This is a genomic window from Paenibacillus sp. YAE3 (assembly GCF_057546105.1).
The window spans coordinates 153,097-176,055 of record NZ_BAAIYF010000002.1 but is presented as its reverse complement, the minus strand read 5'-3'; the positions used below and the strand labels follow the sequence as shown (position 1 = coordinate 176,055).

Genomic DNA, 22,959 nt, shown 5'->3' with positions numbered 1-22,959 from the left:
GATAATTGAACACTAGTAAAATACATTTACATTTTACAATTTTTACATTTCTCTGGTATGAGACCGAAGAGGGACAGTCTTTAGAATCAGACCTGGCGAACGCCGTCGTTTTCGAGGTGTCGAAATCGGTTGCCTATCTTCCTCTGCGGGGACGAACGCCCCGAACCGTCCGTTGTTTCGTCTTTTCATCTCTTCCTGTCGTTCGGGATAGGTTTCAGGACATGGGGGAGGGCGAAAACGATCTTGCAAAAATCGGCCGGATTCTCCAGAGATCGTTCTCTGAACTTTTGCGGCCTGCCTGAATATTTGCGGACAAAGCGCAATAAAGATGAATTACGGAATCGCTTTCAAAGCGAACGAAGGAGGGATATGAAGATGCTCGCAAAAAGAAAATGGGCGCTGATGTCGTCGGCCTTGCTGCTTGCGGTGACGGTGGGCTGCTCAAACTCGGGTTCAAGCTCGGCCCCTCAAGCACAAGGGAATGATCCTGCCCCATCCCAGGGCGGCGGGGATAAAGCCGCGACCGAAAAGAAAACGATTACGATCACTTACCGCGACGACGGCACCGGGGAAAAAGGAACGTTATACAAATGGATCAAAGAGGTGTCCGCGTCCTATCCGAATAAAAACGTCGAAATCAAGCCGACGCCGATTCAGGCTTCGGAAGGGGATTATTTTGCCAAAATCGCGCTGGCTCTCAAATCGAAAGACACCGCGCCGGACATCGTGACCGAAGATACGTTCATGCTGAATTCGGATGCCAGCGCCGGCTTCCTGGAGCCGCTGGACGACAGGCTGAAAGGTTGGGAGGACTGGAGCAACGGCTCGTTCATCGAAGCCATGAAAAAAGGCGTGACCGCCAGCGACGGCAAAGTATACGGCGTGCCGTACAATACGGACTCGAGGGGGCTTTGGTACAACAAAGAGATTTTCAAGAAGGCAGGCCTTCCCGAAGACTGGAAGCCGAAATCGTGGGATGAGGTGCTCGCCGCGGCCAGAACGATCAAGGAAAAAGCAGGCAGCGACGTCGTTCCGATCTGGATGAACCTTGGCAAGGCAACGGGGGAAGCCACCTCGATGCAGACCTACGAAATGCTGTTGTACGGAACGGGCGAACGCCTCTACGATGACGCAAGCAAAAAATGGATCGTCAAAAGCCAAGGCATCAACGATGCGCTTGCTTTTATCGAGACCGTCGCAAAGGAAAAGCTGGGCCCGCCGCTCTCCAAAGTGTTGAACGGGCAGGCCGGCAATACGGCGACGCGCGAATATCTCCCCAAAGGAAAGCTGGCGATTTCTCTCGACGGTTCCTGGATTACGGGCAATTACCTGGAAGGCGGAGCTTCCCCGTGGCCCGAGTACAAAGACGTGCTCGGTTTTGCCCCGATGCCGACCAGCAAAGGCCAGGCGCCGGGAACGATCACGCTGGCGGGCGGCTGGGCGCTCTCCATTCCGAGCAATGCGAAGAACAAAGACGAGGCATGGGATTTTATCAAATTCGCTTTGAATAAGGAAAACACGCAAAAGCTCGTCATGTCGTCCGGCAACATCACGGTGCGCGCCGATGTCGCCAAAGATCCGGAATACACCCAAATGCCGTTTAACGAAATCGCGACCGAATATTTGAAAAACGCCGAATTCCGGCCGGCCCAGGACAAATATCCCGAAGTGTCGACGCAAATCCAAACGATGGTCGAATCGGTCGCCACGGGCACATCCGCGGCCGATGCCGCCAACAAGTACGCACAGGACGTCACCCGCATTGTCGGGCAGGATCATGCAATAGAAAAATAAGCGGCACCGCATGCCTGCGCTGAACCGTCATCCGGTGCGAAGCGCGGGCATGCGGTGTTCGCATTCATCCGAGAAAGGAGAGGCTTCAACATGGGAGGGATTTCGGCATCATCCCCGCAGCTTCAAAAAAGAAACTGGACTTGGCTCTATTTCCTGCTGCCGTCCATCGTCATCATGCTGCTGTTTTTTATCTATCCGATCCTGCTGACGTTTTTTTATTCCTTTACGAATTTGGCATTGACCGGTGAAGCGGCCAAAGAGCTGAAATTTGTCGGTTTGGACAATTATACCCGGATGTTTCAGGACCCGACGGTCCGGATCAGCATATGGAACACGCTTGTCTTCTTGATCGGATCGGCCGTGATCGGCCAGCAGGTGCTCGGTTTTCTGATCGCCCTGCTAATGAAGAATAAAAACAAGACGTTCCGGCGCGTCATCGGCACCGTCGTATTGGCCGGATGGGTCACGCCCGAGATCGTGTGCGCCTTATGCTTGTACAGCTTTTTTGGGGACGAAGGCACGCTGAACGCGATCATTTCGTTTTTTGGCATCTCTCCGGTCACCTGGCTGTTTACCGTTCCGATGCTGACCGTCATCCTTGCGAACATATGGCACGGTACCGCTTTTTCCATGCTCGTTTTTCAGGCGGCGCTGGATGACGTGCCAAGCGAAATCGAAGAGGCCGCCGTCGTGGACGGCGCGTCCAAGCTGCAAATCTTGCTGCGCATCACCATCCCTTACATCCGCGAAACGATCACGACCAACGCGATGCTCGTCACGCTGCAAACGCTGGGCGTGTTCGGTCTCATCTATGCCATGACGGGCGGAGGTCCGGGCACCAAAACGACGACGCTCCCGATTTTTATGTACAACCAGGCTTTCGTGAACTACCAGCTCGGTTACGGCACGGCCATTTCGCTTCTCCTGCTGCTGCTCGGCATCGTGCTCAGCTTGTTTTATATCCGTTCGTTCAAAAAGTAAAGGAGATTTCGTATGAACGCCAAACAGCGCAAACTTATCTATCGAATCCTTCCTTATGTCGTCTTGTCGCTCATCGGGATTTGTTTTCTGCTGCCGCTATTGTGGGTGCTCGTGGCTTCCGTCGATCCGAATGCGATGCAATCGCTCAAAATGCCCAAGCAGGTAACCCCGGGGAACTACGTGGATGTGCTGACGAGCCGCGAAAACCAGCGGGCGTTTGCCATCGGCCTGTTGATGTCGCTCGGGCAAGCGGTGATCGTCGTTCTTCTGGCGCTGCTGGCGGCCTATCCGTTGTCCCGCTATCAGTTGAAGTTCAAAAAACCGTTCATGCTGACCATTCTGTTTATGACCTCGCTGCCCATCACCGCGGTGATGGTCCCCGTGTATCAGCTGTTTTTGACCTTAAAGCTGTACGATAACGTGGTCGGCGTCGTGCTTTTTTACGTGGCTTCGTCCATGCCTTACGGCATTTGGATGATCAAAAACTTTATGGACTCCGTTCCCGAAGATTTGGAGGAGGCGGCATGGGTGGACGGCGCTTCGGTGTTTACGGGCATCCGGAAAATCGTGGCGCCCCTGATGGTGCCGGGGATTTGCACGGTGGCGATTTTTACGTTCTCCGGCAGCTGGGGCAACTTTTTTGTCCCTTACATTTTGCTGCAAAGCCCGGAAAATTTTCCGGCTTCCTTGAAGTTATACCAGTTCTTCGGCCAATACGGCATGGTGGACTACGGCAGGCTGGCGGCATTTTCGGTGCTTTACGCGATTCCGTCGATCGTGCTGTACATTCTTTCGCAGCGGTTTATGTCCAAAGGATTCAGCATGCAGGGGGGAACGAAGGGATAGGGGAGTTTCATTTCAACGGTGTGGCTGACGGGTTAGCCCTGCAGGAAAAACCTGGAAAAGCGAAGGAACGCCAGGCGATCCGCCCGTTGAATTCCTTCGCTTTTTTTATTACGGCTGAAGCTCTTGAACCATGCTCTCCAGCTTTCGTATCGTCTTCCAATTCCTCACCGTGCCGGGGGTGCCCAACTTGCCCAAACTGTCTGCCAGCTTGGATTCGTTGAATTTGTTGCGGACGAACATGTAGAGTTCGGTGCCGATGATCGTATATTCGTCGATGCCGCGATCCACCGCCGCCAGCTTTTCCATGCCTTCAGCCGAGGGGATGCCTGAAAGAATCGATACATGGAGCGTTTCTCCTTCCTGCAGCGAGGCGTCGTCATAAGGACAATTTTTTATCATCGCTTCAAACTCTTCCTTGCTGCGGATGATCACTTGAACGTTAAGGCCGAACGCGGCGTTGATTTCCCTTTCGATCAGCTCCTTCAAAGACGTTCCGTCCAGCCCGGAGGCCAACACCACGTTTCCGCTTTGGATATAAGTCCGTACCTGCCGGCAGCCCGCTTTTTCGAGAACCTCCCGAAGCTCGGCCATCTTGATTTTGTTATGTCCGCCGACGTTGATGCCCCGGAGCAAAACGACATAAATGGTCATGCTCTGCAATTCATCTCCCGTCAAAAATAGGTTTATGGAAATGGTACAATCTGTATGTATGGATTTTACAGAATCTTTATTAACGTTGCAATAAAAATGGCTTTGGAAGCATCCAATCGTTCACATAATTCAAGCGGCCTGCAATGGGCGCTAGTAGTTTTCTCACCCGAAAACTGAACCGCCGTGCAAAAAGAGCCTTGATTCCTGCTTGAAGCAGGATCGGGCTTATTTTATGAGGGAGTGCCGGGGCCATGCCGTGGACGGGACATTTGATCTTTTTGAGATAAGGGGCGGATCAAGAACGTAATATACCTTTACAGGAATATTCCCTTTGTGGCATAATTGTGTTATAGGAGCTAAAGAAACCGGCATCCAAAACTCCAACGAATGGCGCCAGCAGCTCCAATTCATGCTGAGGAGAGATATGATGAATAAGGTCATTTCAAAAGACGGTACGGAAATCGCATTCGAGCAATCGGGAAGAGGGGACGCGGTGATTATCGTCCCAGGTGCGCTGGGTACGCGTCACCACCCGCAATGGATTCAGCTGGCCGGACTGCTGTCAGAGCATTTCACCGTGATAAACTACGATCGGAGGGGACGCGGGGATAGCGGCGATACGCTTCCTTATACGGTGCAGCGGGAAATCGAAGATATCGAGGCGTTGATTGATTCAGCAGGCGGGTCCGCATACGTTTACGGAATTTCTTCGGGAGCGATCCTGGCGCTGGAGGCTGCCGACCGCCTTGCGGGCAAAGTGCGGAAACTGGCTTTGTATGAGCCTCCGCTTATTTTGGATGACAGCCGTCCACCGCTGCCGGAAGATTATGTCGAGCAAATCCAGGCTGCCATCGGCGCGGGGAACCGGGGAAAAGCCATCGAGGTATTTATGACGCAAGCGCTGCTCATTCCCGAAGAATACCTGGCTCCGATGAAAGCGGACCCGATGTGGCAGGAGATGGAGGAAATGGCGCATACGCTGGCCTATGACGGCATGATCTCCCGGGATGTCATGGCGGGCAAACCTTTGCCGGCCGGTAAATGGTCTTCCATAACCGCTGCCACGCTGGCGATCCACGGCGACCAAAGCGAACCGATGTTTCGCGATGCGGCACAAGCCGTTGCGGATCGCATCAAACATGCCGAATATACGGCTTTGACAGGTCAAGGACACGATGTATCCCCTGATGCGATTGCCCCCGTGTTGGCGGATTTTTTCAAAGCGTAGTTGATTCCTTTTCAAGCGTGTGATATGGTTAATCCAACCAGTATTGAAAGGGTGAACCCAAGGCCAATGATCTACTAATCCTATTCCAGCGAAAAATCGAGATCGACGATCATTTTTCCGGATAGGATTAGTGCGGGCTTTTATAGATATGGACGTGCAGCGAGACGTTCCCTCCGAGGGAACGAGCCGCGGCTTGCGTCTGCCTGCCCCTGTCCGGATGTCCGGAACAGGGGCTTTTTTTATGATTGGTTGTCCCTGGGTCGGGCGGTTTTCATCTATTATGACGGAGGATGATTGTTCAATGACAGGACCGAACCCCAGCGAAAAATACCCGATTCCCGGATACCGCAATGTGCAGTTTATTAAAAATACGATTACGAAGCCCAACATCATCGCAGGCGATTATTCTTATTACGATTCGGCGAACGGCGAGTCCTTTGAGGACCAGGTCTTGTACCATTACGAAGTGATCGGGACCAAGCTGATCATCGGCAAGTTTTGCTCCATTGCCCCGGAAACGCGGTTTATGATGGATGGCGGCAATCACAGGATGGATGGTTCGACCTATCCGTTTAACCTCTTTGGCCACGGATGGGAGCAATACGCGCCGACGTTGGAGCAGCTGAGGATCAAAGGCGATACAATCGTCGGCAACGATGTATGGATCGGCAGGCGGGCAACCATTATGCCGGGCGTGCGGATCGGCGACGGGGCGGTCATCGGGGCGGAAGCCGTCGTCACGAAGGATGTTGCGCCGTACACGATCGTAGGTGGGAATCCGGCAAAGGAAATACGGAAGCGCTTTTCGCCGGAGATCATAGAAGAGCTGCTTGTCCTGAGATGGTGGGACTTGGAGATCGCCGTCATCCAAAAGTTCATGGGTGCGATCGTCAGCGGAGATATCGAGACGATGCGTACCATGAAGCAGCAATGATGAACTTTTAAGGAGGGTAATCCCATGAAAACGACCTTTGTTGAATATGCGGTTTCAGAACCTGAATCGGGCCCGTACGGCATCACTTGCGGCAAAGACGGTGCCTTATGGTTCACGGAGCAAAAAGGAAACCGGATCGGGCGAATCACGGACGGCGGCGGGATGTCATCGTTTGAAGTCCCGACCCCGCAAGCGGGCGTGATGTCGATCATTTCGGATGTTCGGGGGGACATATGGTTCACCGAATATCATGCGAATCGCATCGGGAAATTGCAGGCGAACGGTTCCTTAAAGGAGTACACGCTTCCCGGAGCCAACGCGGCGCCTTTCGGAGTCGCGGAAGGACCGGACGGAGCCGTATGGTTCACGGAGATGCATGCAGGCAAAATCGGCAAAATCACTGCGTCGGGGGAGATCACGGAATACGACCTGCCCGATGCCAAAGCATATCCTTCCTTTATCACCCAAGGGCCGGACGGAGCGCTCTGGTTTTCGGAAAACCAGGGAAATAAAATCGGCAGGATCACCACGGCAGGCGAAATAACCGAATATGACATTCCGACGCCACAATCCGGCCCGGTTGGACTTGCATGCGGACCCGACGGAGCGATCTGGTTCGTGGAGATTATGGGAAATAAAATCGGGAAAATGACCCCCGGCGGCGCGATCACGGAATATGACATCCCGACGCCGAATGCGCGCCCGCACGCCATCACGCCGGGAATACGGGGGGATTTATGGTTTACCGAGTGGGCGGGCAATAAAATCGGCAGGATCACGATCGATGGAAAAATCACGGAATATGCGATCCCAACCGCGAAATCGGAACCGCATGGCATTGCGGTATCCGCCGGCGGGGACGTCTGGTTCGCGGAGGAATGCGACCGGATCGGGCGACTGATGGTTGCAGAATGATCCGGGAAATACATCGGATTTATGGCAAGGATTGAATAAAATGTTTCGAAGCCGCCGAAAGCGGGACTCCCTTCAGGATCGCTATGCCGACATGGCGCTCGGGGATGGGCGGCAACAGCGGCACTTCGACCAGTTTGCCCGGGGCGAGTTCCTCCGTGATAAAATGGCGCGCGATGATCGTAAGCCCAAAGCCTCTTTGGGTGAATTGGATCAAATTCCGGTCTGCGCCGCCTACGAGCTGCAGGACGGACCGGTGACGGACCGGTTATCCGGTAAGCGCCGAGCTGGAGCATGCCAAACCGGTCATCCAGACGTTCAGGTTTAACGACGTTTTCTCATGAAATCATGCATAATTTTCCTCTTTTGGCGGAAACTAACGTCCAAAGAGGAGGGTGATGCTGCATGTGCCAGCGTTATTCAATGGCTGCCGACCTGCCGATGATTATGGATCATTTTCAGGTTGACCGCGTGATGTATTACTACAAAAACCGATACAACGTCAGTCCGACCCAGTTCACGCCGGTCATACTTCAGCAAAACGGCGAACGCGTCCTGGACGAATTCCGCTGGGGCTTCATTCCCTATTGGGGGAAGGATGCGGTCAATGCCGATCTGCATACGGTAAAGGAAAATCCCACGTACCGCAAAATGATCGAAAAACAGCGGTGCGTCATTCCGTGCAACGGCTTTTATTATTGGAAAAAGGAAGGCAAAAAAGCTTACCCCGTCCGCGTCGTGCTGAAAAACCGCGGGATGTTCGGAGTCGCCGGCTTGTATGAAATCTGGAAGGACCATCACGGCGAGCCGCTGCGGACGTTCACGCTGGTCATGACCGGGGCTAACGGACTGATCGGGGACTTCGAGGAATCCCGCATGCCCGCCATTTTGCCGGAGGAAGCGATGAAGGACTGGCTGAATGAAGAAAACACGGCTTTTCATTCGTTAAGCTCGCTCCTGCAAACCTATTCCGACGAAGAGATGGAGGCATATCCGGTTACGCCGCTCATCGGCAACGACGGGCATGACAGCGAAGAATGCATCCGCGAAATGGATTTGCGTACCGCGTGGGTGAAACAATAGGCCGAAGCACTCCTTAAAATTCAGCGATCGAAGCGGTCAGACAGCTGACCATAGTTTACGTTTTACGTGATAAGCGTCTACATCCCGACCGGGAAGTTTAGGCGCTTTTTTCGTTTGCTTCCAGACGCCTCCGAATCCTTTTTTTGGGATTGCCGTATCTGACGGTCCCGCCGACGATCCGCCGGAATTGGCTCAACTCTGCCGATATGTTATATTAATTGAGTTGGGGGCTTCTTTGAAAGGACAGGCTGTCCTCAGGAGAGGAGGAACTTAGGATGAAGTGGGGCAGACAACTCGTTGGCATCGCTTTGCTGTGCAGCCTATTGTTAAGCGCATGTTCTTCCGAGGAGGGACAGACCGCGGAACCGGCGTCGGCTCCCGCATTGCAGGATTCCGCCGAATCGGCGGCCGGTGACGGCCAGACCCTAACGGTGGTGGCGCCGAGCGAAGCGAACAAGATAAACCATGATGCAGGCAAATATAAAATTCAAACCAAACTTACGGAATTCCAGCTTCTAAGCGAAACTCAAGGCATTGCCTGGGGATTGACCCGCAATGAACTTCGCATGTATTTGACCGAGGACAACGGCCGGACCTGGGTTAACATTTCGCCGTCGGCGAACGTGCAGTTCGCAGCGAATCCCAGGTATGGAAAGGACGTCTATTTTACGGATCCGCAAAACGGCTGGATCGTCCGCGATCCCGCAGGCATGTCGGAGACGATCGTGCTTCATACGAGCGACGGGGGAGAAAATTGGAACATCTCCTCGATCCCCCAAAAAAACAAGGTTTCCGCGATCCATTTCAATTCGCCGCAGCACGGCTGGCTCATGACGACGGAAGAGTCGTCGACGGGCAAGGAGCTCAAGGTGCTTTACCGCACCGATGACGGCGGGGCCGTCTGGAATATCGCGATGCAGAACACGGTGTACGATCCGGGAAGATCCGACACCGGCGCCCCGATCCCTCATCTGGGTTATACGGTAGGCATAAACTTTACCGACTCCTTGAACGGATACGCCATGATTCAGGAATTGGGGGAACCCAAGCTCTACCGGACGAAGGACGGGGGCAAAAAATGGACTTCGGGCCCGGCGTTTTTTGACCGGGAAAAGCTGAAGCCGTGCATTTCCTATGCGGCCGGCAACCTTCAATTTTTCGGGTCGCATAAGGACGGATGGATTCCGATCGGCTGCAAGCTTGGAGACAGTACGAAATACAACGGTTATTTCACGGAAGACGGCGGCGACACGTGGAAATTCGTCAACTTCGGCCTTCCCTCGAGCGAAGGATTGAACCAATCCCTGCGGCCTACTTTCATCAATCCCGCTGAAGGCTGGGCTCTTGTCGGCAGTACGCTGTACCATACGGTGGACCAGGGCAAGACATGGCTTGCAATCACGAAGAACGAGGTGCTGCAGCAAAAGCTTCAGGAGTATCCCGAAGTCGTGAAGCTGCAATTTACGTCGCCGCATGTAGGCTGGCTTTTGATAGGAAACAGCGAGCAGCGGAGCTCGAGGCTTTTGCAAACGACGGACGGCGGTGCAACGTGGAGAGTGTTGTAAGTTGTAAAAGGAAGCGAAGAACGGTGGTTCTTCGCTTTTTTGCGTTCGGCGGGGAAACGGTTGTCCGGTTCGAATACCAGGGAAAAAGTTCGGGAAAGGCTTGTCTGACAAGGACTAGTGGTTTTTTTGTCATATCCCCCGCATATACTTGTTATGAACAGGCCCGCTAGAGGAGCATCGCTCAGCCTAAAGTCGAAAAGGAGGGGGAAGCATGCCAGGAGATTCGTCATTTTGGATGTTCGACTTCTTCGGAAAAGTCATGCCGATCTTTTTTGTCGCCGTGATCGGTATCATTGCCGTGTCTGTCGGCAGAGGATTGCTGCAGTGGGGGCGGAACAACAAACAGCCTGTTCTCACGGTCGACTCCCGGATCGTCAGCAAACGGACCGAAATCAACCAGCGCCATACGCATGAGCCGAATGATCAGATGACCAGCCATACGAATACGGTCTACTATATTACGTTCGAAGTGGAAAGCGGGGACCGCATGGAGTTTCCCGTCAGCGGAAAACAGTTCGGATTATGCGCGGAAGGGGATACGGGAAGGCTTACGTTTCAAGGCACCCGGTTCAAAGGTTTTGAGCGCCGTATGCGGTTTGCCGGCGAAGCCGAGACGGGGGCGCGTTATCGGAATTATGAGCGTTTATGACGCGTACCGATGGCAAAATCAAATGATTGGACTGCATCTTCCAAAGGATGTGGTCTTTTTGTTTTTGCTAGTATGCTTGAATGGGAAGACGATTGAATCTAAAGTAGAAGCATCGGGTAAGGTTAGACTAAAGGAGGAATCCATATGACATTTCAAAATATCGTCGTGGTTGTCACCGGAGCGGCCCAAGGCATCGGCTTCGGCGTCGCCAAAGCATTTGCCGAGCAAGGCGCCAAACTCGTCATGGCGGATCTGAACGAAGATCAAGGCGCAGCAGCTGCGGCTGCGATCCGCAACGAAGGCAGACAAGCCATCTTCGTGCCTTGCGATGTGCGCAAAGAAGAGGATATCCGGCAGCTGATGAAAGCCGCGGAGGACGAATACGGCAGAATCGATGTGCTGATCAACAACGCTGGGGTGTCCCGCTGGAAATCGCCGCTTGAGCTGTCCGTCGGCGAATGGGACGACGTGCTGAACACGAACGTGCGAAGCTGCTTTCTGGCGACCCGCGAAGCGGCCCGCTCCATGAAAAGGAACGGCGTTTCGGGGTCCGTCGTCAACATTGCATCCACGCGCGCGCTGATGTCGGAACCGAATTCGGAGGCATATGCCGCTTCGAAAGGGGCCATCGTAGCCCTGACCCATGCCATGGCCGTTTCCCTCGGACCGGACCATATCCGCGTCAATTGCGTAAGCCCCGGCTGGATCGAAACGCAAAACTACGACTCGCTAAAACCGGCCGATCATGAACAACATCCGGCAGGCAGGGTAGGCAGACCGGAGGATATCGCCAAGGCTTGCCTCTATTTGGCAGACCCGGACAATTCCTTCGTAACCGGGACTCATTTGGTGATCGACGGGGGCATGACGCGGAAAATGATCTATGAACCGTAACTTTTCTCCTGCGCAGTTGGCCCTAATGCCTTCCAGTATTTCTCTTTCTCCGACCATTCCGGGCCGTCTTCCGCGGCCGGCATAGTTCCTTTTAGGCATTTTTGATTTTGCGCGACTTGCATGAGCCCGTTCTTTAAGGACTTGGGCTCATCTTTTTTTGGGGGATCAATGCTATAATTACTCCGTTTACTACATGAGGATTGCAAGTCCTCGCATAGGAATGGAGGGAAATTATGTTTGTCAAAAATTCTCGATGGCTCACTGCCCTGCTGTTTCTGGCGGCGATCCTGCTTACGGGATTCAGCGCCCCGTCGAAGGACGTCAAGGCCACTTGGGTATGGCAGACGGAACTGATCGAGGATGGCGGAGAAAAATTGCTAGAGTTTGCCCGCAATGAAGGCATTAATCTGATTTACCTGCAAATCAACCGGGATTTGCCTAAAAAGACCTATGAAACGTTCGTGCAGCACGCGCATGAGGAACGCGTCGCCGTCCATGCGCTCGGCGGCGATCCAGGATGGGCCCTGACGGAACATCGGGACCGCATGTTAGGACTTGCCGAATGGACGATGGAGTATAATGCCGGCGCTTCGCCCGAAAGCCGGTTCGATGGAATCCATCTCGATATAGAACCTTATGTTCTTCCCCAGTGGGCAGCGGATCATGATGCAGTCATCCAAACGTGGGAGAGCAACCTGTCGGCTTTTCTCGGCAAAACCTCCGGCTCGGGGCTCGAACTCGGAATCGACATTCCCTTCTGGTTTGACGGTTACAGCGCCTCCGGGGGCGAAGCGCTCAATGAATGGCTGATGCGGCAATTCGATCATGTCACGGTGCTGGCTTACCGGAATGACGTCGATTCGGAACACGGCATTATCGCTTTGTCCCAAGACGAGCTCAACCTAGCCGACCGACTCGGCAAAAAAGTGCTGATCGGCGTCAACACGAAGGAAATGCCGGGCGAAAGCTACACGACCTTTTACGGGCAGCAAAAAGAGCAGATGAACCAGTCCTTATCTGATCTGACGGGCCGGTTGGACGCTCATTCCTCTTTTGCGGGACTGGCCATCCATGACTTCCGTTATTGGGAAAACATGCCTAGCGGCGGCGGGGGCGGCGATCAGCCGGGACCCGGCCCGGACCCCGAACCAGTCCCGGACCCCGGCCCGGAAGGCAACGTTCCCGATGCGGACCCGGTCGTTCGGGATTCCATGGTAAGGGGCACCTATATTTGGGAAGCAAACCAGGTTCTTCAGAACGGTCAGGAGATCATCGGCTTCGCCAAAGAGAAAAAGCTGAACTGGCTTTACGTCAGGTTGGATTTGCAGCAGCCTTTCAGCGCGTATCAAGCTTTCGTCAAACAGGCTTCGGCCGCAGGCATTGAAGTGCACGCCATGGGGGGGCACCCGATTTGGGCGCTGCAGGAAAGCCGTCCCAAAATGATGAAGCTGGTCAAATACGTCAAGGACTACAACCGCTCGGTTCAGGGAGATGAACGTTTCCATGGCATCCATTTGGATATCGAGCCCTACGTGCTTCCGGAATGGAGGTCCGACACGCAGCGGGTCCTTTCGGAATGGACCTCCAACCTGGATGCGTTCGTCACGGAGCTGAAAAAGGACTCCCGTTTGCAAGCGAGCATGGATTTGGCGGTTTGGCTCGACAAATATAAAGTCCCGGGCGAGGACATATCGATCAGCAAATGGATGATCCAGCGCATGGACCATGTGTCATTGATGGCTTTTCGGGATTCCGCTGCCGGTTCGAACGGCATCGTTAACGTCGCCAAAGAGGAAATCGGTTTTGCGGACGAATTGGGCAAGCCGATCCTCCTTTCGGTCGAAATGAAAGAAAGCCATGAAGGCAACCACATTACCTTCTTCGAAGAAGGGGCGGAATACATGGAGGGAGAGCTGGCGAAGCTGCCCGGTTTGTTGAAAGATTCCCCCTCCTACGCAGGCAACGTGGTGCACGCTTATGATTATTGGAGGAACGCAAAACCTTGAACCTGAATCGCTAATGAGCAAAATGTTCTGCTTGCGCCGAATAGGCGGCAAGCAGATTTTTTTGTTCCGAAGCGTGATCACTCGTCAGGGCGAGCCGAGGGCATACCGGACGGCGGGCTGGGCATTCACACAGAAACGGCTGCCGGCATACCATAAGGTGTTGGCAACGCGAGTGAGATAAAGGAGCGTGAACGAAAATGGCAGGTCTGGAAAAGCATTATTTCGGGCGCGGCAATACGGCGGCGGGGTTGTACACGTTGTACGATTCCATTTTAAACGGACTCGACACGGTATTTGTCATCGACGGACGGATCGGATCGGGGACTTCGCAGGTGCTAGCGGAGCTGGCGGCGACGTGGAAAGATAATGACTGGACGAAGCACTTTATACATGAAACGTTGGACAGTGATCGGCTGGAGGGCATCATTTTGGAGGAAGCTCGGATCGGCATCATTGACGGGAACGCCTGGAGCGCCGATCCCGTTCTGGAGGGTACGGAAATTCGCGTCATTGACGCTGCCGCGGCGCTGCGAAGCGGTTTCATCGACGATGTGGAAGCGCGGACGAAAGACCGGGAGCAGGAAATCGCCTCGCTTTACGCGAAGGCCTTCGACTCCTTTTTAAAAACGCTGCGCATCCATGACGAATGGGAGAAATTTTATATCGACAATTTAGACCGCGAACGGGCCAATCAAATCACGGCGGATTTTGCCGACGAATATTTGGTTCCATTCCGCTCGAAGAAAGCGAACGTTACCCGCCGGTTTCTCGGCGCTGCTACGTGGCAAGGAGCCCTCGATTACGTTCCGAACTTGACGGAAAACCTTCGCACGCGGATTTTCGTCAAGGGCCGCCCGGGTTCCGGAAAATCCACCATGTTCAAAAAATTGGCCAAAGAAGCGGAAGCGCGGGGGATCGACACCGAAATCTACCACTGCGGGTTTGATCCGAACAGTCTCGATATGCTTATCTTTCCTGAGCTTAGCCTGGCCATCTTCGACAGTACGGCACCGCATGAGCATTTTCCGAGCCGGGAAGGGGACAGCATCCTCGACGTGTACGAACTGGCCATCAAGGAAGGCACGGATGAGGCGTTCGCCGAGGAAATCGCCGAGATTCGCAGCAGATATACGGCTTCCATGAAACATTCAATTTCCATTCTGGCGGACATTAAGCGGATACGGGACGAGGTATGGTCGGTGTATGACGCGGCGGTCGATCAGACGTCTTTACGAGGCATCAAGAATCAGATCGTTGAACAGGTCGAGGTATTAACCAACTCCTCAGCGAATTTATAAGCATAGCATCTAACGTAAGAGAACTTCGATCAAGCTCCCCGCGATCCCAATAAATCAAACCTGGGACGCCATTTTGCAAAGAAATGTCCTTTTGTGGAATATGAACAGAAAAACACCTCTCCCGCAATCTTGGGAAGAGGTGTTTTGTGATGATTATTTGGCGACGTTAAAGTCATTACTTTTAATAAAGGTCCCGTATGATGTGATAATGGCTTTAGTTTCAGAAGTAACATCTTCTTCATTATTGGCTATTTGGGATGAATCAAAATCGGGGACTTCACTAGATCGTATAAAGACCCCATTTGGTGTATGAATTTCGCCTATGTTTTTATTAAGATCTTCAAGTTCCTTTTGACTGAGTTTTTTTGCTGGAGTAACCGAGGTTGATGAAGTATTACTAACATCTGCATAACTATTCGTTGAATACATCACCCCGCCTACAACAAAAGTTAATCCTAACAAGACGACAATAGTTCTTCTAGCGGTTTTATTCATTGTTTGTCTCCTTTTTATTCAATAAATCCATTTCCTGCCATTGGAAGTTGGAAACTAACATTAGTTATTTCCAGACGGTACGTACCCGGCGGGATGTTTCTGAAGGCAACAGAGTAATTTTTATCAGTGTATTTTCCAGGAATTTTAATAGCGTTTCCGACCTCATTACCATTTAGATCAACAAGCAGGTAAATGACACTAGGGCCTTGTCCAAAATCTGGTCCACTAGCATTATATTATTGAACAACTGTAAGGACAGCTAGTCCATTAGAACCGATTTGAAAACTATCAGTTTTGACAGAATCCCCTTCATTCAAATTTTTAAGGTGTCTCAGCAGCACTTACAGCTGGGGCTAAAGCAGCAAACATACTCAATGACAATAAGAAAACAGCAAATTTTTCATTTTTATTACGTTCCATTTACCATTAATTGTTAAGTATTGTTAGTACTTACTCTTAATAACACTTCCAAATAATGAAAGTTACGATAAAATTCATATATTTTTTAAAAACTAAGAATTTCGCAACAACTATCACTATTTCAACGAGTGTTCAAAGCAGTTCATATTCGCCTAAATACAGAAAATTATAACGCAAAAAGTAAGCAATCCATGTCGCAATAGGGTACAAGTTGTAAAGATTTGTTGTCACTCAACTGGGCGAATGCACATACACTTATAAGGAAAATCATTCATGCAGGGAGGTAGACACTTGGCTGTTATCAAAACGAACACGGAGCAAACAAGACTGCTCGCTCGTTTGATGAGGGCTGAAGCTGAAGGTGAAGGGAGTCTCGGCATGCTGATGGTCGGCAACGTCGGCGTGAACAGGATTCTGGGAAATTGTCTGGATTTCAACAATATCCGCAGCATCAGGGATATGGTTTACCAAAGCCCAGGCGGTTTTGAAGCCCCGCAGAAGTCGTATTTTTATCAAAGGGCCAGAGAACAGGATATCAGGCTTGCGCAACGCGCCATTAACGGCGAACGGTTTTGGCCGGCTTCGAATGCTTTATGGTTTTTTCGCCCCACGGGCGGCTGTCCGGCAACTTGGTTCAATCAATCGAATACGGGACGATACAAAAGCCATTGCTTCTTCAGTCCCTCCAGCGCGGATTGTCCTAACGTGTTTTGATTGGGCAAAAAACAGAATGAAACTTGATTTCGTACTTAATTGAAGGAGGATTTGAAAGTATGGTGCCTCAGTTTTTTCGTCCATCGCCTTATCAAATGGGGGGTTATCCAGGAGTGTCGGGAAGCGGCACGGGAACTCCCGGCAGCATGGGAACGCCCGGAAGCATGGGCGCAGTTCCGCCCCAAGTCACGAGCGGCAGTCCGATGACTCCGACGGGAGCAGTGATCCAAGCTCCGCAGCAGCAATTCGAGCAATCGTACGTGGAGAACATTTTGCGTTTGAATTTGGGGAAAACGGGAACCTTTTACATGACGTACGAAAACAATTCCCAATGGAACGCCAAAATATTTACCGGCGTCATCGAAGCCGCAGGCCGTGATCATATCATTATCTCCGAACGTTCCACCGGACAGCGAATCCTCCTGCTGACGCTTAATCTGGATTACATCGTATTCAACGAACCTCTCGTTTACCAATATCCCGGCGTCGTCGGCAATCCGCCTCAAGGCCGGTAACAAAACGCTGACAAACTCAACATTTAGAGGTTTGAAGCCTTTTTAACTCCATATTTTGATTTCAACGCCGAAAAGACCGCCTTTCATGTCATAAATGACAAAAGGCGGCTCTTTTTGCCTGTATATCAGAGTTTTGCTTGCAATAACAACGGGTCCCTTTCGTATGCAGTCATACCCGATGGTTTGACTGTATAGTGTATAATTATATAATTAAAGATATATTCCAAAATCATACACAAGCTGATTTTGCAAAAAATCTTGACTTAAGATAGGAGATGGATCCATTGGGAAGTTGACGGCAAACGCGATTTTTATGCATCACAGGACTCATGATCTCAAAATACGAAGGAGGTGTACCTATTTGCCGGTCAAGACGTACGGTGAATAGGAAAAAGATTGACTGACCCCTTACCGAGTTTGATCAATTTGATTTGGGTAGTAATACTCGTTTTATTGAACGGGTTTTTCGTTTCCGCGGAGTTTGCCATGGTGAAAATCAGAAGCAGCCGCGTGGAAACGCTGGTTGACGAAGGCCGCAAAGGCGCGGTGTTCGCCCGCAGCATCGTCAACAATTTGGACGCTTATTTGTCCGCCTGCCAGCTTGGCATCACGTTGGCATCACTGGGGCTTGGATGGCTCGGGGAACCGGCCGTAGCAACCCTCGTCAGACCTCTGATTCACGCCTTGGGCTTCGGAGAAGCCGCTGTTCACGGGATCGCCGTGGTCATCGCGTTTCTCATCATTACCATTCTTCATATCGTGCTTGGTGAATTGGCGCCGAAATCGATGGCGATCCGCAAGTCGGAATCCGTCGCGCTGATGTCGGCCGCTCCCATGGTTTATTTTAATAAGCTGATGTATCCTTTCATCTGGGTATTAAACGGGCTTGCCAATGCGTTGCTGCGCCTTTTCGGGATCGCCCCGGCATCGGAATCCGAATCCGCCCATACGGAGGAAGAAATACGGATTTTGATGAAAGAAAGCAACAAAAACGGCTTGATCGACAATACGGAACTTGCGCTGGTGGACAATATTTTCGATTTTGCGGAAACGACCGGACGGGAAATCATGATTCCCCGGACGGAAATGATCTGCCTGAACACGCAGCTTTCCCGAGAAGAAAATCTTGAAATTGCTTACGAAGGCATGAGAACAAGATACCCGGTTTGCGATGGTGACAAGGATCATATTATCGGATTCATTCATATTAAGGACTTATTGCGTTCTACGGCTACCGAATATAATACTTTAATTCGTCCGATCCTGGCTGTACCGGAATCCATTCAGATCAGCGCATTGCTGAAGCTGATGCAGCGGGGAAAGACCCAGATCGCCATTTTGATCGATGAATACGGCGGCACATCCGGGCTCGTAACCCTGGAAGACATTATGGAAGAAATCGTCGGTGAAATTCAGGATGAATTCGACGAGGAACGTCCCGGCATCGAAAAAATTCAGGAACATGAATATTCGATTGACGGCTTGATGCTCATTGAAGAAATCAACGACCGATTCGGGCTTGATTTGGATACGACCGACTACGACACCGTAGGCGGCTGGCTGTATTCCCATATCGAGACGATCCCGCCGCATAAGGGGCAATCGGCCGAAGTCGACGGGCATGTTTTCATAGTGGAGGAAACGGATCATAAGCGCATCTCAAGGATTAAGCTTCTGGTTCCGCAGGTGATGGCGGAGGAAGCGGGCGCATAAAGTGTGAAATAGATGAAAGGCACGGGGCATCCGCCCCGTGTCTTTTTGTTGTTCAAGACGGGGGAAATCGAATTTGGGGCTTAAAAGGCCCGGCGTTCAGCGTTGCGGGATGTTTTTGGATTGTTGAAGGGGCGGCGGAATATCTGGTATGATGGCAACGGTCTTCATCCAACCGCCAAAAGGATGCATGCTTTTGCATAAAAATGTTATGCATTCCTAAGTTATACGATGGAAATAGTGGATTGCTTTAAAGTGTTCACGTTATAATGAAGTCAATTTCGTTTCGTAAAATGGGAGGGAGGAGAGAGAAGTTGGCGTTTGATTTAGAAATTGCGTTCGAGCCTGTTCACGAGTTTATGAATAGCTTGCATTCCTACATATGTCGAAAGTCGCACAAAAAGATAGATCTTGCCCCATGCTGGGCACAAGAAACAAAGGAGCGGCTCACCCCTGAATTCGCCCGCCTGCTGGATGACATGCTCGTTAACGGAGATTGGGGATTCGCGTATTTGACCGCTTTCGTTGCTCCCGAAGGGTTGGGGGTCGACGGCTTTCTCGATTGGTTCGGGCAATTGAGCACCCATGATTTGATCGAGCTTTTCGCCGCCAACGGCAATGAATTTCCGGAGGAAGACATCGAGGTTTTCCATGAAAAAACGATTCACCTGTTCCGGCAGTGGCATGAGCAATATTTCGAACATGTCGATCCGGCCATCCTGCTCGCTTTAGAGCAAGAAAAACAAGACCGGCTTCGGCGTTTGACCGAAATCGATGGCGAAGAATTCGTCGACGAAACGACCAACGGCATGCTTTTCAAGCCGCTTCCCGAAATCGAGAAGCTCGTGCTTGTGCCGCAATATCATTTTCAACCGCTGAATATGGTGGCCCAATACGGGAGCATGCTCGTCTGCCATTATAATGCGCGCATCTATTTGGGGGATGAGGACCTCATTCCGACGCATGATCTCCGTTTGCTGCGCAGCCTGGGCGAAAAAAAACGGATGAAAATTTTGAAATTCTTGAACCAGGGACCGCGCACGTTCACGGAAATCGTCAGCCATCTGAAGCTTTCCAAAGGCATCACGCATGACCATATCTCGAAACTCCGCAGCGCCGGCGTGCTTTACGCGCATTTCGAAGGCGAAAACCTGACGGAGTACAGCTTGAGAAGACGGGCTTTGGATCAGCTTCAAGAGCGGATCTACCGTTATATTGAAGAGGGATAAGTTCCGGGACCTCCTTATTTGCCTGGCGGGCAGTAAGGAGGTTTTTTGATCGTTCATTCGTTAGCAAAAAGCGTTATCCGTGCAAGCCGATTGCGCCTTATAAAAATTTTTTCAGAAAACTTTTGAAGTTCTCTATTTACAGAACTCGGTTTGCTTCCTATAATAGACAATAATTAATGGAATCTTAATTCATACTTATCTTATAGGAATGATCGAGATGGGTACAAAACGGGAGGTTAGAGTTTCATGAAAAAAGGTGTCATTTTATTAACGTCGCTCATGCTCGTCGGTTCGCTGCTGATGTCGGCGTGCTCGAACAACAACGATGCGGGGCAGGCTCCAAGCGGCAATGCCGCGCAAACCGATCAAGGCGCGAAAGAGAATACGACGGCGCCGGGCGGCGAATCCGGGTTAGCGGAACCTTACACGGCAGCGGACATGTCCAAACTTCCGGCGGTCGCCAAGCAGCGTACCGATACGATTATCGTCGGGCTCACCGATCCGAGCGGCGCGTTTACGCCATACTTTACCCAAAGCGGATACGACGGCAACGTCAATTCCCTGTTGTTCAGCTCTTTGGTAACCGTTGACGATAAAGGGCTGCCAATTCCTGATCTGGCCGAAAAATGGGACGTATCGGACGATCAGCTCACTTATACATACCATTTGCGCAAAGACCTGAAATTCAGCGACGGATCGCCACTGACGGCGGACGATGTCGCGTTTACGTGGACGATTCAGTTCGACAAAGCGTACGACGGAGATTCCATGGTTCCGACGCTCGCCGTGAAAGGGGCGCAAGCGTATAAAGAAGGCAAAGCGCAAAGCATCGAAGGGATCAAAGTCATCGATCCGCAGACGATTTCCGTAACGCTCGAGAAGCCGAACGCCACCGCGCTCGTCATGCTGGGAGGACAGGTTTTGTCCAAAGCTTATTACGGCAAAGACTACAAGTTCGGACAATTGGATTACATCAAAAAACTTCATTCGAACCCGGTCGGCAGCGGACCATACAAGCTCGAAAAATTCATTCCGGGACAGGAAGTCCGTTTCGTGGCCAACGAAAATTATTACAAAGGCAAACCGAAAACGGAACGCTTCATCTATAAAACGTCGGAAGGCGACACATGGCAGTACCTCGAAACCGGCGAAGTTGACTACGCTTCGTTCAGCGCCACGACGGAAAACATCGAGAAGCTGAAAAGCCTCGGTTTCGTGAACATCATCCCTTACACGCCTAGTTCCTATGGATACCTTCAGGTTAACCTGGAGCATGAAGCGCTTAAGGACAAAAAAGTGCGGCAAGCGCTCACGTACGGTTTGGACCGCCAAAGCATCTATGTGGACGCCAACCAGGGAGCAGGTTCGGTTGCGAACATTCCGGCTTCCCCGATCTCCTGGGCGTACACGGAAGAAGGCATCAACCCATATAAATTCGATACGGAAAAAGCGAAGCAGCTTCTGGACGAAGCAGGTTGGAAAGAAGGCGCAGGCGGCATCCGCGAAAAAGACGGCAAACAGCTGACCATCCATTACTTGGGGTCCAAGAGCAAGCAAACCGATATTTTCATCGCCGTGGCCAAAGAAAACTTCCAGGCATTGGGCGTAAAATTCGAGCCGGAAGTGTTCGCGGACTTCAACTCGCTCATTTCCAAAGTGGAAAGCGGAGATTACGATCTCGTGTCCTTCTCCACGCCGATGCTGACCGACCCTTCAGATGGCATCGTGCAATTCATGGACGGCGAGATCAAAGGCTACGACAATCCGAAATTCAAAGAATTGTTTGAAAAAGGCTTGGCGACATCCGACATCGAGCAGCGGAAACAGGTTTACAAAGAAATCTTCCAGCTGCTGAACGACGAACTGCCGATCATTTTCACGAGCTACAAAAAAACCGTCTATGGATACAATGGACGAATCGACAACCTGTCCGTTAGCCCGTTCGTCGGCTTGGCCAACAGTCTTCCGGACTGGACGCTGAAACCGGCGCAATAATCCGTAACAACCATCCCGTCCCTCGCTTATCGCGGCATGATCGCCGCGGGCGGGGGACCATGCGATTAGGAGGCTAATGATGAGTGCGTATTTAACGAAACGGATCAGCTACATGGTGATCATTTTGCTGGCCGCGTCGCTGTTGATTTTTTGCCTGTATGCGCTGACGCCCGGGGATTTCATCAGCAGCAATATCAAATTGAGCCCCGAGCGCAAGGCTGAGCTGCGAGAAATTTACGGGCTCAACAAACCGCTGCTCGAGCGATACGGCATTTGGATGAAAAACGCGCTGCACGGCGATTTCGGGTTCTCGCTGGCGCAGCAGAAGCCGGTGTTGACGCTGTTTAACGAGTACATATGGAACTCCTTCCTGCTTGCGGCCGTATCGACGTTTTTTACCTGGCTGATCGCCGTCATCATCGGCGTTGTTTCCGCGTACAAGCAGTATTCCTGGTTCGACACGCTTGTGATGGTTTTGATTTTTGCGGCCATGTCTCTACCGTCGTTTTTTATCGGTTTGTTCCTGATCAAAATATGCGCCGTCGACCTGAAATGGCTGCCGCCGGGCGGCATGCTGACGACGGGCAGCAACGCGACGGGGCTGGCGTACGTCAAGGAAGTCATTCATCATATGACGCTCCCTGTCATCGTCATGACGCTGCTGGGCGTCGGTTCCTTGACCCGTTATTTCCGCAGCAACATGATCGACGTCATCAAACAGGATTATATCCGCACGGCGCGGGCCAAAGGATTGAAGGAAAACAAGGTGCTGTTCAGACACGCGCTTCGCAATGCGCTCCTGCCGGCCATTACGCTGGTGGGGTTCGAGCTTCCTTCCTTGTTCGGCGGTTCGCTGATCATTGAGAAAATTTTTAACTGGCCGGGGATCGGGCAGCTGTACATCCAGTCCTTCGGGCTGCGGGATTACCCGCTGCTCATGGGCTTTACGATGTTGTTGGCGGTGCTAACCGTCATCGGGACGCTGCTATCCGACATTTTGTACCATATCGCCGATCCGCGCGTCCGGCTGCATTAGAGGG

At 51.8% G+C, this 22,959-nt stretch carries 21 protein-coding genes; 18 read left to right on the top strand and 3 right to left on the bottom strand.

Features of this window, described 5'->3' with window-relative positions; genetic code table 11:
* The first annotated feature begins 375 nt into the window (after nucleotides 1–375).
* The 3 genes from AC27KL_RS03665 to AC27KL_RS03655 all read left to right on the top strand — a co-directional run bounded on the left by AC27KL_RS03665 (nucleotide 376) and on the right by AC27KL_RS03655 (nucleotide 3,621).
* Complete coding sequence (locus tag AC27KL_RS03665; RefSeq protein WP_487168897.1) at nucleotides 376–1,794, top strand: ABC transporter substrate-binding protein; 1,419 nt, start codon at nucleotides 376–378, stop codon at nucleotides 1,792–1,794.
* Nucleotides 1,795–1,884: 90 nt separating this feature from the next.
* Nucleotides 1,885–2,775, top strand: coding sequence for a carbohydrate ABC transporter permease (locus AC27KL_RS03660; protein ID WP_487168896.1), 891 nt, complete (start codon nucleotides 1,885–1,887; stop codon nucleotides 2,773–2,775).
* Nucleotides 2,776–2,787: 12 nt separating this feature from the next.
* On the top strand, nucleotides 2,788–3,621 hold the full coding sequence (locus AC27KL_RS03655) for a carbohydrate ABC transporter permease (protein ID WP_212948548.1): 834 nt from the start codon (nucleotides 2,788–2,790) through the stop codon (nucleotides 3,619–3,621).
* A 108-nt stretch (nucleotides 3,622–3,729) separates the two neighbouring features.
* On the opposite strand, the gene AC27KL_RS03650 is transcribed toward AC27KL_RS03655, so the two are convergent.
* Nucleotides 3,730–4,272, bottom strand: coding sequence for a DUF1697 domain-containing protein (locus AC27KL_RS03650; protein ID WP_487168895.1), 543 nt, complete (start codon nucleotides 4,270–4,272; stop codon nucleotides 3,730–3,732).
* Nucleotides 4,273–4,699: 427 nt separating this feature from the next.
* On the opposite strand from AC27KL_RS03650, the gene AC27KL_RS03645 reads away from it, so the two are divergent.
* The 3 genes from AC27KL_RS03645 (at nucleotide 4,700) to AC27KL_RS03635 (ending at nucleotide 7,349) form a co-directional block, all read left to right on the top strand.
* Nucleotides 4,700–5,500 carry an alpha/beta fold hydrolase gene (locus tag AC27KL_RS03645; RefSeq protein ID WP_487168894.1) on the top strand — a complete coding sequence of 267 codons (801 nt, stop codon included), beginning with the start codon at nucleotides 4,700–4,702 and terminating at the stop codon, nucleotides 5,498–5,500.
* A gap of 301 nt (nucleotides 5,501–5,801) precedes the next feature.
* Nucleotides 5,802–6,434, top strand: coding sequence for a streptogramin A O-acetyltransferase Vat(I) (vat(I), locus tag AC27KL_RS03640; RefSeq protein ID WP_487168893.1), 633 nt, complete (start codon nucleotides 5,802–5,804; stop codon nucleotides 6,432–6,434).
* Nucleotides 6,435–6,458: 24 nt separating this feature from the next.
* Complete coding sequence (locus tag AC27KL_RS03635) at nucleotides 6,459–7,349, top strand: Vgb family protein (RefSeq protein ID WP_487168892.1); 891 nt, start codon at nucleotides 6,459–6,461, stop codon at nucleotides 7,347–7,349.
* A 19-nt stretch (nucleotides 7,350–7,368) separates the two neighbouring features.
* Here AC27KL_RS03635 and AC27KL_RS03630 read toward each other — a convergent pair whose 3' ends face one another.
* Nucleotides 7,369–7,563, bottom strand: a complete 195-nt coding sequence (locus AC27KL_RS03630; RefSeq protein ID WP_487168891.1) for a LysR family transcriptional regulator substrate-binding protein — start codon at nucleotides 7,561–7,563, stop codon at nucleotides 7,369–7,371.
* A gap of 188 nt (nucleotides 7,564–7,751) precedes the next feature.
* Between AC27KL_RS03630 and AC27KL_RS03625 the strand changes: the two genes are divergently transcribed.
* From AC27KL_RS03625 to AC27KL_RS03600, 6 genes are all read left to right on the top strand, one after another.
* A complete protein-coding gene (locus AC27KL_RS03625) occupies nucleotides 7,752–8,429 on the top strand; it encodes an SOS response-associated peptidase (RefSeq protein WP_212948564.1) in 678 nt (225 codons plus the stop codon).
* A 275-nt stretch (nucleotides 8,430–8,704) separates the two neighbouring features.
* Nucleotides 8,705–9,994: a WD40/YVTN/BNR-like repeat-containing protein gene (locus tag AC27KL_RS03620; protein ID WP_487168890.1), complete on the top strand. Its 1,290-nt coding sequence runs from the start codon at nucleotides 8,705–8,707 to the stop codon at nucleotides 9,992–9,994.
* A 211-nt stretch (nucleotides 9,995–10,205) separates the two neighbouring features.
* A complete protein-coding gene (locus AC27KL_RS03615) occupies nucleotides 10,206–10,643 on the top strand; it encodes a DUF2500 domain-containing protein (protein WP_339324562.1) in 438 nt (145 codons plus the stop codon).
* A 144-nt stretch (nucleotides 10,644–10,787) separates the two neighbouring features.
* Nucleotides 10,788–11,537, top strand: a complete 750-nt coding sequence (locus AC27KL_RS03610) for an SDR family NAD(P)-dependent oxidoreductase (RefSeq protein WP_487168889.1) — start codon at nucleotides 10,788–10,790, stop codon at nucleotides 11,535–11,537.
* Nucleotides 11,538–11,770: 233 nt separating this feature from the next.
* On the top strand, nucleotides 11,771–13,543 hold the full coding sequence (locus AC27KL_RS03605; protein WP_487168888.1) for a hypothetical protein: 1,773 nt from the start codon (nucleotides 11,771–11,773) through the stop codon (nucleotides 13,541–13,543).
* Between the two features lie 197 nt (nucleotides 13,544–13,740).
* Complete coding sequence (locus tag AC27KL_RS03600; protein WP_487168887.1) at nucleotides 13,741–14,841, top strand: hypothetical protein; 1,101 nt, start codon at nucleotides 13,741–13,743, stop codon at nucleotides 14,839–14,841.
* 153 nt (nucleotides 14,842–14,994) lie between these two features.
* Here AC27KL_RS03600 and AC27KL_RS03595 read toward each other — a convergent pair whose 3' ends face one another.
* Nucleotides 14,995–15,336 (bottom strand): hypothetical protein, encoded by a 342-nt coding sequence (locus tag AC27KL_RS03595; protein WP_487168886.1) that lies wholly within the window; start codon nucleotides 15,334–15,336, stop codon nucleotides 14,995–14,997.
* A 711-nt stretch (nucleotides 15,337–16,047) separates the two neighbouring features.
* On the opposite strand from AC27KL_RS03595, the gene AC27KL_RS03590 reads away from it, so the two are divergent.
* From AC27KL_RS03590 to AC27KL_RS03565, 6 genes are all read left to right on the top strand, one after another.
* On the top strand, nucleotides 16,048–16,470 hold the full coding sequence (locus tag AC27KL_RS03590) for a cell wall hydrolase (RefSeq protein WP_339324566.1): 423 nt from the start codon (nucleotides 16,048–16,050) through the stop codon (nucleotides 16,468–16,470).
* A 59-nt stretch (nucleotides 16,471–16,529) separates the two neighbouring features.
* Entirely contained in the window at nucleotides 16,530–16,985 is a 456-nt protein-coding gene (gene gerQ / locus AC27KL_RS03585; protein ID WP_445164767.1) for a spore coat protein GerQ, read from the top strand.
* A gap of 396 nt (nucleotides 16,986–17,381) precedes the next feature.
* On the top strand, nucleotides 17,382–18,698 hold the full coding sequence (locus AC27KL_RS03580; protein WP_487168885.1) for a hemolysin family protein: 1,317 nt from the start codon (nucleotides 17,382–17,384) through the stop codon (nucleotides 18,696–18,698).
* 476 nt (nucleotides 18,699–19,174) lie between these two features.
* The gene (locus AC27KL_RS03575; protein WP_487168884.1) at nucleotides 19,175–19,924 is read left to right on the top strand and encodes an ArsR/SmtB family transcription factor; all 750 of its coding nucleotides are present in this window, start codon (nucleotides 19,175–19,177) and stop codon (nucleotides 19,922–19,924) included.
* A gap of 246 nt (nucleotides 19,925–20,170) precedes the next feature.
* Nucleotides 20,171–21,919 (top strand): ABC transporter substrate-binding protein, encoded by a 1,749-nt coding sequence (locus tag AC27KL_RS03570; protein WP_487168883.1) that lies wholly within the window; start codon nucleotides 20,171–20,173, stop codon nucleotides 21,917–21,919.
* Between the two features lie 79 nt (nucleotides 21,920–21,998).
* Nucleotides 21,999–22,955, top strand: a complete 957-nt coding sequence (locus tag AC27KL_RS03565; protein WP_487168882.1) for an ABC transporter permease — start codon at nucleotides 21,999–22,001, stop codon at nucleotides 22,953–22,955.
* Nucleotides 22,956–22,959 lie beyond the last annotated feature (4 nt).

Excerpts from the sequence above, each read along its gene's own strand:
- AC27KL_RS03595 (WP_487168886.1), bottom strand. The coding sequence starts at position 15,336 with ATGAATAAAACCGCTAGAAGAACTATTGTCGTCTTGTTAGGATTAACT.
- AC27KL_RS03620 (WP_487168890.1), top strand. The coding sequence starts at position 8,705 with ATGAAGTGGGGCAGACAACTCGTTGGCATCGCTTTGCTGTGCAGCCTA.
- AC27KL_RS03565 (WP_487168882.1), top strand. The coding sequence starts at position 21,999 with ATGAGTGCGTATTTAACGAAACGGATCAGCTACATGGTGATCATTTTG.
- AC27KL_RS03605 (WP_487168888.1), top strand. The coding sequence starts at position 11,771 with ATGTTTGTCAAAAATTCTCGATGGCTCACTGCCCTGCTGTTTCTGGCG.
- AC27KL_RS03650 (WP_487168895.1), bottom strand. The coding sequence starts at position 4,272 with ATGACCATTTATGTCGTTTTGCTCCGGGGCATCAACGTCGGCGGACAT.
- AC27KL_RS03570 (WP_487168883.1), top strand. The coding sequence starts at position 20,171 with ATGAAAAAAGGTGTCATTTTATTAACGTCGCTCATGCTCGTCGGTTCG.
- AC27KL_RS03665 (WP_487168897.1), top strand. The coding sequence starts at position 376 with ATGCTCGCAAAAAGAAAATGGGCGCTGATGTCGTCGGCCTTGCTGCTT.
- AC27KL_RS03645 (WP_487168894.1), top strand. The coding sequence starts at position 4,700 with ATGAATAAGGTCATTTCAAAAGACGGTACGGAAATCGCATTCGAGCAA.
- AC27KL_RS03615 (WP_339324562.1), top strand. The coding sequence starts at position 10,206 with ATGCCAGGAGATTCGTCATTTTGGATGTTCGACTTCTTCGGAAAAGTC.
- AC27KL_RS03575 (WP_487168884.1), top strand. The coding sequence starts at position 19,175 with ATGCTCGTTAACGGAGATTGGGGATTCGCGTATTTGACCGCTTTCGTT.
- AC27KL_RS03635 (WP_487168892.1), top strand. The coding sequence starts at position 6,459 with ATGAAAACGACCTTTGTTGAATATGCGGTTTCAGAACCTGAATCGGGC.
- AC27KL_RS03660 (WP_487168896.1), top strand. The coding sequence starts at position 1,885 with ATGGGAGGGATTTCGGCATCATCCCCGCAGCTTCAAAAAAGAAACTGG.
- AC27KL_RS03600 (WP_487168887.1), top strand. The coding sequence starts at position 13,741 with ATGGCAGGTCTGGAAAAGCATTATTTCGGGCGCGGCAATACGGCGGCG.
- gerQ (WP_445164767.1), top strand. The coding sequence starts at position 16,530 with ATGGTGCCTCAGTTTTTTCGTCCATCGCCTTATCAAATGGGGGGTTAT.
- AC27KL_RS03655 (WP_212948548.1), top strand. The coding sequence starts at position 2,788 with ATGAACGCCAAACAGCGCAAACTTATCTATCGAATCCTTCCTTATGTC.
- AC27KL_RS03625 (WP_212948564.1), top strand. The coding sequence starts at position 7,752 with ATGTGCCAGCGTTATTCAATGGCTGCCGACCTGCCGATGATTATGGAT.
- AC27KL_RS03610 (WP_487168889.1), top strand. The coding sequence starts at position 10,788 with ATGACATTTCAAAATATCGTCGTGGTTGTCACCGGAGCGGCCCAAGGC.